The following is a 4706-nucleotide window of genomic DNA, read 5'->3' as shown; positions in this document are numbered from 1 at the left end:
TCGACACCTCCTGGCTCTTCGAGCCTACTACAGGTGTCCACTCATTCGGGGGAGGGTCAGATCGTCGCAATGCGCAACAAGGCGCTTGCCCACCAATGGGAAGGGTGGATGGTCAGTTATGATTTGAAGACCATTGATGAAAACGCCAGGCAAAAGCAGTACACGCAGGCCGTTGATCTCTACGAGCAGGTGCTCAGCAGGCTACAACTGGAGACGCATCCCCTCGAACGTTTGCGGATATTGGCGGATTTGCTCCAGATCGATGCTGATCGGAGCGATTGGTTCGCGGCCAGGCGGATTGGGGAAGATGTGCTTCAAGCCACGGACGCCCTGTTGAGCCGCGCGAGTGCAGAGGAGGAGGTGCGGGAGATAATTTCGACCGCCAGCCCGGCGCTGTCCTTTGGGGCATATGCGGCAATCCGACTCGGAGAATATCAGCGAGCCATGGAGTTGCTGGAACGTACACGCGCAGTCGTGGCGCAACGAACGTTTAAGTCTTCGGTTACGACCGGATCAGATCGAGCCAGCGACCGACTCAAGACGTTGCCGGATGCGCTTGTTCAAGGATCCGATCTCCCGGAAGCCGATAGTCGCGGGCAAGCGTTACGATCGGGAAGCGTCCGCCTGCGTGCGGCCAGCCCCACATTTTCTGCCGATGCCGTTCCACCGCAAGGGACAGCGATCTTAACGATGGTCACGACCCGCGACGGTGGCGCAGTACTATTGCGTACTGCGGCAGGGTACTCGGTTTCGGTGCTTCCGCAGCGCAGCTACCCCATCCTCGCCGCGCAGCTTTTCTCGTCAATCGGACAATCAGCTGATGCTGCATGGCAATGGGGAGACGGCGAGGAAATAGGACAACTGGCAAGCTCATTGGCGGAGTGGATTTGGATCACACTCGAGGAGGCGAAGGTACCTAAGGAAACACGCATCCTTTGGGTCCCGCCGGTTGATCTTGCAAATATTCCAATCGAGGCAGGAAGGAATCCAATAACACGCGAGTATCTGCTTGATCGGTTCCAAATCAGCACTGCGCCTTCGATACGTTTCTGGCAAGCCGCACGCGCGAGGAAGGCGCAAAGGGACGGACAACCGAATTCAGTCGCGGGCATCTTCAACCCGACGGGTGATTTGAAGTTCGCATCGGCCGAAGAAGTTCTGGTTGCGAATGCGATGTCGGGACTCGAACTCCAGACTGTGCCACCTGGGACTGGTCCGCTTGATCTGCTGGCAAAGTTTAAGGGCCACGCAATCTGGCACTTTGCAACGCACCATCGCTTCAATTGGTCGTCCTATCTTGCGTCAGGCCTGGAATTGGGCCGCTCTGCATCCGGTGCCAGTAGTCGGCTAACACTTGAAGAACTTTCTTTCGCCGCCACGGAAATCGGACCGAAACTTGTCATATTGACGGCGTGCGAAAGCGGCTTGACAGACGTCAAGCACTACCCGGACGAAGTATCCGGCATGTCGACCGCCTTTTTACAACTTGGCGCTTCAGGCGTGATTTCGGCGCGATGGAACGTAAGTGACTTGGCCACCGCATTGATAGTGGGCCAGTTCTATTCAAGACATCTTCGCCACGGGCTGGATTCCTATCCGGCATTCCGCGAGGCGCAGCTATGGTTGCGTGACGCAACCCGTGAAGAGATTTTTTCTTTTCTGCAAGAGCAGCAGGCGATGATGAAAATGGGGCTGGCAACGGACAAATTGCAACCGTTGCTTGATGCTGTTAAGCAGTATCCAAGCAATTCGAGGCCATTTTCAGACCCTAAATATTGGGCCGCGTTCAATTATCAAGGCGCCTAGAGCCCGAGCCCAAAGAACCTATTCCGGATCTGTCCGAGCGAAGACGCGATGCTCGATCTCCTTGAGTTAGAAACCCGACGCATGCCGTTCCCGAATGTAACTGAAGGGCGGTTCGACTCCATTGCCGTCGGCTGAATGACTCCGGCCCACACCTCGGAGTGCTGATCGCGCCCGTCTCCGGCTCTCGTCTCTGGAAAACGGGAATATTCGCGGTGTTTGCCAGAGACTTTCACGGATTTCGCTCAGAGATTGTCGAATTTTGGAGTATAGAGACAGAAGTAAAACTTACAAAATCCCGCATTTGGCGGGCATTTCTGGCATTTTCTGTTCCGCTATCTTAGATTGAGTGACCGCCTGGCTGGGGCGGGAGGATTCGAACCTCCGCATGGGGGAATCAAAATCCCCTGCCTTACCACTTGGCGACGCCCCAATTGACCTGTCCGGAAAGCGGCGGGACGATAGCCGCGCGGATTCCTTAAGGCAACCGATGCCGGTCTATAGAGAGAGCCGAGCCATTTCAACAGGCTGGAGCCCGTGCCCGAGGCGGGCCGGAACCGCATGCCCTCCTTGGTCGCGCCCCCGTATTCGTGCCGGCGGTAATCCCGTTCCCGCATGCCGCCCGTGTCTGCGTCGACTATTTTGCCGATCCCGGAGTTGAGAGCCGCGCGGTTTCGTGGGAAGACGGCGGTCTGCGGTCCTGGTCCTTTTTCAAGCGAGACATCCGTCATGACTTATCGTGCGCCGATCAACGACATGCTGCTCGCCCTCAATCACGGCGCCGGTCTGCAGGCCGCCGTCAGAGCTGGACATTACGGCGACTTCGACGGCGACATCACCGCGGCGGTGCTGGAAGAAGCGGGACGATTTGCGAGCGACGTCCTCGCACCGCTCAATCGCGTCGGCGATGCAGCCGGCATCAGGCTCGAAAACGATAGCGTCACAACCGCTCCGGGGTGGCCGAACGCCTATCAGCGCTGGTGCGCAGCCGGGTGGAATGCGGTTTCGGGACCCGAGGCATTCGGCGGCCAAGGATTGCCGCTGGCGATCAACGCCGCCTGCACCGAAATCTGGAGCGCGTCGAATATCGCCTTCGGCCTCTGCCCGCTGCTGACGCTGAGCGCCATCGAAGCGCTGGATGCGCACGGCAGCGATGAGCTCAAGAAAGTCTATCTCGAGAAGCTGGTGTCCGGCGAATGGACCGGCACCATGCAGCTCACCGAACCGCAGGCCGGTTCCGACGTCGGCGCCTTGCGCACACGGGCCGAACGCGCCGCCGACGGCAGCTATCGTATCACCGGCACCAAGATATTCATCACCTACGGCGACCATGATATGACCGACAACATCGTGCATTTCGTGCTCGCGCGATTGCCCGATGCGCCGGCCGGCACCAAGGGCATCTCGCTGTTCCTGATTCCGAAATTTCTCGTCAATGCCGACGGTTCGCTGGGAGCCCGCAACGACATCTATCCCAGCGGTGTCGAGCACAAGCTTGGCATGCATGCTTCTCCGACCTGCACCATGACCATGGGCGACAAGGGCGGCGCGACCGGCTATCTGATCGGCGAGGAAAATCGCGGCATGCTCTGCATGTTCACGATGATGAACCAGGCCCGGCTCGGCGTCGGGCTTGAAGGCGTCGGCATTGCGGACCGCGCCTACCAGCAGGCGCTGGCGTTCGCGCAGGAGCGCCGCCAGGGCCGCGTCGCCGGCAAAAAAGGCGGTGGTTCGGACGCCATCATCATGCATCCCGACGTCAAGCGGATGCTGATGCAGATGCGCGCGCTTACCGCCGCCGCACGAACCATCTGCTACGCCACCGCGGTCGCGCTCGACGTATCGGTGCGTGCGACCGACGCGAAAGCACGCCGCGAAGCCGCCGCGCGCGGCGCGCTATTGACCCCGATCGCGAAGGCATTCTCCACCGATATCGGCAACGAGGTCGCTTCGCTCGGCGTGCAGATCCACGGCGGCATGGGCTTCATCGAGGAAACCGGGGCCGCGCAGCACTATCGCGACGCGCGCATCACGGCGATCTACGAAGGCACCAACGGCATCCAGTCGATCGATCTGGTGACCCGCAAGCTTGCAGCACAGGACGGCGAGGCGGTGTGGGCGCTGCTCGAGGAACTGTCCGATATCGTCAAGCAGGTCGAAGCCTGCAACGATCCCGCTTTCGGCACCACCGGCGCCAAGCTGCGCGACGCGTTGGGATCGCTGGATCGCGCCAGCCGGTGGTTGCTGGAGCGCATCGCCTCGGCGCCGAATGACGCCCTCGCCGGAGCAACGCCGTATCTGAGGCTGTTCGGATCGACCCTCGGCGGATGCAAGCTCGCGGAAGAAGCGCTGGCGGCGCGCTCGTCCGCTGAGAGGTTTGGCGAGCGCTATGTCACGTTGGCGCGTTTCTTCGCCGAAAACATTTCGGTGCAGGCAGCCTCGCTGGAACGCACGGTGATCGACAGCGCCGACGCCGTGAACGGTGCCAACGCGGTATTACTGGTTTAACGTCTCCACATGTGCTCCCAGTTGTCCCCCGCACAGGCTCCAGCGCCTGCACCAAGACGATGTGGGAGAGTGCTGTGCGGCCGTGTCCCTTCGCAAAATCGGGACGGTAACAAATGCCTGAGCGTCATGGCCAGGCTTGACCCATATGCACCCATCTCGGCCGTCATTGCCGGGGCTTGACCCGGCAATCCATCGCCTTCGAAACGACTCTTTCCGAAGATGGATGAATGGGCGGGTCAAGCCCGCGCATGACGAGAGAGGGTTTTTCATAGGGCCGCCGGTGGAGGTGTTACGATCGAGTCGCTGATCCGCCTTGCGAATGGCAAAGCGGCGTTCACGTACTTGTGAATGTATACCTATCCCCACTCTTCAAACCTCGCTTATGCTGACCGTGT

At 59.9% G+C, this 4706-nt stretch carries 2 protein-coding genes and 1 tRNA gene; 2 read left to right on the top strand and 1 reads right to left on the bottom strand.

Features of this window, described 5'->3' with window-relative positions; all coding sequences use genetic code 11:
* On the top strand, positions 1-1806 hold a 1806-nt coding region (locus ACFE72_RS24045), incomplete at its 5' end, for a CHAT domain-containing protein (protein ID WP_375415636.1).
* A 355-nt stretch (positions 1807-2161) separates the two neighbouring features.
* Here the strand turns inward: ACFE72_RS24045 and ACFE72_RS24040 are convergent.
* Positions 2162-2236, bottom strand: a tRNA-Gln gene (locus ACFE72_RS24040).
* A 296-nt stretch (positions 2237-2532) separates the two neighbouring features.
* On the opposite strand from ACFE72_RS24040, the gene ACFE72_RS24035 reads away from it, so the two are divergent.
* Positions 2533-4311 (top strand): acyl-CoA dehydrogenase, encoded by a 1779-nt coding sequence (locus ACFE72_RS24035; protein ID WP_375415635.1) that lies wholly within the window; start codon positions 2533-2535, stop codon positions 4309-4311.
* Positions 4312-4706: the final 395 nt, after the last annotated feature.

Origin of the sequence: uncultured Bradyrhizobium sp., from assembly GCF_964252615.1 — a bacterium.
Taxonomy (GTDB): domain Bacteria; phylum Pseudomonadota; class Alphaproteobacteria; order Rhizobiales; family Xanthobacteraceae; genus Bradyrhizobium.
This window is presented reverse-complemented; position numbering and strand designations above follow the sequence as displayed.

Coding starts and splice junctions, on each gene's coding strand:
- ACFE72_RS24035 (WP_375415635.1), top strand. CDS start 2,533: ATGACTTATCGTGCGCCGATCAACGACATGCTGCTCGCCCTCAATCAC.